At 27.0% G+C, this 3,927-nt stretch carries 3 protein-coding genes; all 3 read left to right on the forward strand.

Features of this window, described 5'->3' with window-relative positions:
- The coding region (locus tag QZ146_RS08455) for a transposase (RefSeq protein WP_295723575.1) at positions 1-483 on the forward strand (483 nt) is incomplete at its 5' end.
- 423 nt (positions 484-906) lie between these two features.
- Positions 907-1,764, forward strand: coding sequence for a hypothetical protein (locus QZ146_RS08460; RefSeq protein ID WP_295723577.1), 858 nt, complete (start codon positions 907-909; stop codon positions 1,762-1,764).
- An 81-nt stretch (positions 1,765-1,845) separates the two neighbouring features.
- On the forward strand, positions 1,846-3,927 hold a 2,082-nt coding region (locus QZ146_RS08465; protein WP_295723580.1), incomplete at its 3' end, for a right-handed parallel beta-helix repeat-containing protein.

Raw genomic sequence — 3,927 nt, forward strand, 5'->3', positions numbered from 1 at the left:
AGTTTGAAACCTTCTTTTGGTGGTGGAAGACCATCAAAATTAACTTATGATCAACTAATAGAATATACGCAAATAGTGAATCCTTACAAATTCAAAATCAACACCACCGGATCATTAACAATTAATGGAAACTCGACCATCAAAATAACATTAAATCTTTTAAATAAAGAAAATATAATAAGTAAAATGCAAACCGAACAAAGGTTATGCTTGATTCTTGATAATTATAGCGTTTACAAATCTGCATTTATCAAAAAAATAGCATTACATCTAAATATTACATTAATCTATATTCCTCCATACTCTCCACACTTAAATCCAATCAAACAGATTTGGAGACAAATGAAAAGAGAAATAAAACATTATTATCTAAAATCAAAAGAATTTTTGGAAGATTTAACCATAAAAACTTATATTGAATCGATTTTGGATACAAAAGTTTATTATAAATTGTTCGAAACATATTTACCAAAAGTTTGGTAATTAACTATAATTTTAATTTTTATATTTTAATTTCATTTTATATTTAGTAATTTTATTTTATTCGCGATTTTAATGATTTATAATGATTTTAATATCATTAATTTTTTTGTATACAATAGATTTTTCTTCCATATTAGTACCTCTTATTTTAGATATTATCCATAATTTGTTTGGGTTTTTTAGAACAAAAATATTATAACTTTGTTATAATTTGAAACTGTCTATTTTTTTAAATTTTTCTAAACAATTCGATATAAAAAATATCAAATAGATACTTTTTGGTTAATTTTTAAGATTTTTTTGTTAAAACTGTATACATTTATATATGATGAGATTACAGTATTAAATTAGCTATTAAAAAAATGTAATGGCTTATTTAGAAAAAAATTTTTATACATTTATAACAAACTTTGGTGATTGAAGATGAACTTTAAAATAAAAATCATGATTATTATATTTACATTATTCATGTTGCAGGTAGTGTCTGCTTGTGACATTAATGAATCAGTTAATATAGAAATCAATGATGTTTGTGTCGATGAGATCATTGAAGTTTATGAAGTAGGTGAAAGACTATTTTCATCTAATGAGGGTTCTGATGAAAGAGATGAAACGCTATATTCACCTATTGGTATTGATGAAGTGAATGATTCCATTGATTTAATGGATGAAAGCTCTCATCAAGAGTATAATAACTCTTTTATAATTGAAACATATGAAAAATCTTTTGAAGTTAAAAAACATGAACTTCAATATAATAATGCATATATTAAAGAGCTCTTAGATGATTCATTGGATAATATCTCTTTTTCAAATTTAAGTGGTACAGTTATAGAATCATATCATTTATATAGTTATTTCTTAAGTAATTATGAAGTTCCTATTTGGATTAAATTTGAATCTTCTTTACAATCATCTGAATATAAGAGATGTGAATTTAAATTTGATATATTTGAAGAGTATGATATTTTTACTCATGATTTCTTAATATTTTATAATCATTATTGTCATATTTTGACTCATGCAGTAAATCAAAATGTCATATTATGCAATGATAAACTAAACAGCAGATTTGTATTTTGTATTGATAATTCAATTCTAGGAAATGCCAATAATTTATACTATACTAATCCTTATTTTACAACTATTTACCTTAAATTTCATTCATTTTTATTATCAAACTATTTTTTATATAATTTTTATTTAAATGAGTCTGTATATATCTTTTTTTCTTATTTTAAACAATCAAAAAACGAGGTATTTCTTTTAGAATTTAATTAATTTATACTGAGATATTTTTAATTAATTACCATATCGGATGATATACTGTTGTCGAAGTATGATTAAAACGGGTGATTTATTATGAACAACAAATCTATTTTATATGCATTAATCTTATTAATTACTTTGGCATTAACATTGGGAGTAGTTTCTGCGGCGGATTCTTCAAATGAAACTTTATCCTTAAGCATTGATAGTGCTCCTATTGTTGATATTGACTACGAAACAACAAATGAAGAATTAGTAGAAGAACCAGTAAAAAAGGGTTTTCTTTCTGCAAGCAATGAAGATGATGAATTATCTGCAGATTCTGGGACATTTAGCGATTTAGAAAAAGATCTTAAAGGAAGTTATGTTACTCTTAATAAGGATTATGTAGCCACTGAAAATAAAATGGTTCAAATCTCAACAAATTCTATGACTATTGACGGTCAAGGCCATTATATAGATGGTGGTATGGTTTCTAGAATTTTGTACATAAAAAGTGGTAGTACTGTTACATTAAAAAACATTAATTTCATTAATGGATTTCATAATTTTGATAATGTTCAATATGGTGCTGCAATCACTGTTGCCAGTGGAGCTAAAGTTATAATGGAAAATTGTACTGTTAGTAATTGTGTAGGCAGTTATGGTGCAGTGGTCTGGCAGGGTAATGATGGTGTTATAAACAATTCCATATTTTATAAAAATAATGCTACTCTCGATGCGGGTGCATTGTTTGTTAATGGTAGTAATGTAAATGTTTTAAATTCAATTTTTGTTGAAAATACTGCTGGTCGTGATGGAGGGGCTTTGGTATACACTTCAGGATCCTCAAATTCCAATGTTGACAATTGTACTTTCCAACGTAATAATGCTTCCAAGGGTGGAGGTGCTGTAATTGACGGTGTTAGTAATTCTGTTACTAACTCTCAATTTTTAAGCAATCATGCTGTCTTTGGTGGTGGAGCTCTTATTGAACAAGGAACTAATAATTTAATTGATAACTGTATTATATATAACAACACTGCTATCACTTATGCTGGTGGTGCAAGTATAAATACCGGAACTATCTCAAATTCTATTGTAGAAAGTAATAATGCAATTTTTGGTGCAGGTATTTATGTTATTGAAGGTTTAATTAGAAATGTTACTTTTACAGACAATAATGGAACAGTTGGTCAGGATATCGCTGTAATCAATGAAAGTACTATTTCTGACTCTTCTTTTAATTATATTGAATATTATAATTTAACTGATTATATTTCTGTTAAAGAACATTATGGTCAATATGATTATATGATCCTTCAAAATGGGGACACTGCATATTGTATTGAAGAGGGTGCTCAAGGACCTGCCGGGGGGTATGTTGATACTTCTTTAAATCTATTAATTAATCATAAAACTGGAGAAAATGTTGCTGAGTATGTTAAATTATTAATTTATAATAATCTTAATGAAAAGGTTTTAGAACCATCAAATACAACAATTATAGCTCGTGACATTTGGAATTTTACAGAAACTGATTTCAGGAATAATCCTGATGCAAGTAGCAGAGTCAAAGATGCAATAAGACGATATGATGCCGGTGAAAGAGTACCTAACACTAATGCTGTTAAACAAGTAAACGGCGAATATTTAGTATATAATTTCTATACAGTTCTTACAGTTGCTTCAAGTCAGAATTTATTCTCATTTAATATTACTAAAGTAAATAATATTAATCCTGACTTGGAAGTTAGAAAAATTACATTAAATAAAACTGTTAATGTTGGTGAAAAAACATCTTTCGATATTATTGTAAAAAATACAGGGGATGTTGGATTAACTAATGTATCTGTTAAAGAATTATCATATGAAGGATTAATATATAATAGTTTCACTGGTGACAATTGGGTTAATACTGGTAATGTGTTTAAATACTTAAATTCTTTAGAAATTGGTGATTCTGCTAGTTTTACTGTAGAATTTAACACAAATAAGCCAGGTAACTTTACTAATATTGTTGTTGCTGATTCCAGTGAAACTGAAGAAAAAATTACTAATAATACTACTGAAGTTGTTGAAGAATCACAATTAAAACCGGGTATGGTTGTTGATAAGGTTAGTTTGACTCCTAGTGTTTTGGTTGGTGAGCAGACTTTGTTCTTGATTACTGTTACTAATACTGGTGAGGTTGAT

Origin of the sequence: uncultured Methanobrevibacter sp., from assembly GCF_905235195.1 — an archaeon.
In the GTDB taxonomy this organism is placed as follows: domain Archaea; phylum Methanobacteriota; class Methanobacteria; order Methanobacteriales; family Methanobacteriaceae; genus Methanarmilla.